Source organism: Filobacillus milosensis, assembly GCF_004402015.1.
Taxonomy (GTDB): domain Bacteria; phylum Bacillota; class Bacilli; order Bacillales; family Alkalibacillaceae; genus Filobacillus; species Filobacillus milosensis.
The window spans coordinates 1-458 of the sequence record NZ_SOPW01000057.1; the positions used below are offsets into that span (position 1 = coordinate 1).

The 458-nt window shown below is 45.6% G+C and carries 2 tRNA genes and 1 rRNA gene; all 3 read right to left on the minus strand.

Annotated features, from left to right (window positions below):
* Positions 1 to 132 precede the first annotated feature (132 nt).
* Positions 133 to 208 (minus strand) — tRNA-Ala (locus E3U55_RS17110).
* A 10-nt stretch (positions 209 to 218) separates the two neighbouring features.
* Positions 219 to 295 (minus strand) — tRNA-Ile (locus tag E3U55_RS17115).
* An 88-nt stretch (positions 296 to 383) separates the two neighbouring features.
* Positions 384 to 458, minus strand: a 16S ribosomal RNA gene (locus E3U55_RS17120); the annotation flags it as partial.

Here is a 458-nt window from a genome sequence, read left to right on the forward strand (position 1 = left end):
AGTGCCAAGGCATTCACCGTGCGCTCTTATTCACTTAACTTCTATACGTGAAAAGACGCTTTATTGAATCAATAAAATCGTTTTTCGATGCTTTGGCGTTCGTATTTAGTTTTCAAGGTACTGGATTAAAATTGGTGGAGCCTAGCGGGATCGAACCGCTGACCTCCTGCGTGCAAAGCAGGCGCTCTCCCAGCTGAGCTAAGGCCCCGAATTTAAGATGGTGGGCCTGAGTGGACTTGAACCACCGACCTCACGCTTATCAGGCGTGCGCTCTAACCAGCTGAGCTACAGGCCCATCTTAAAACTATTATATTATTAATAGTAAGATTTTCAACCCTCAAAACTAAACAAAATAGCACTGTCGTCGTTATAAATATCCTTAGAAAGGAGGTGATCCAGCCGCACCTTCCGATACGGCTACCTTGTTACGACTTCACCCCAATCATTGGTCCCACCTT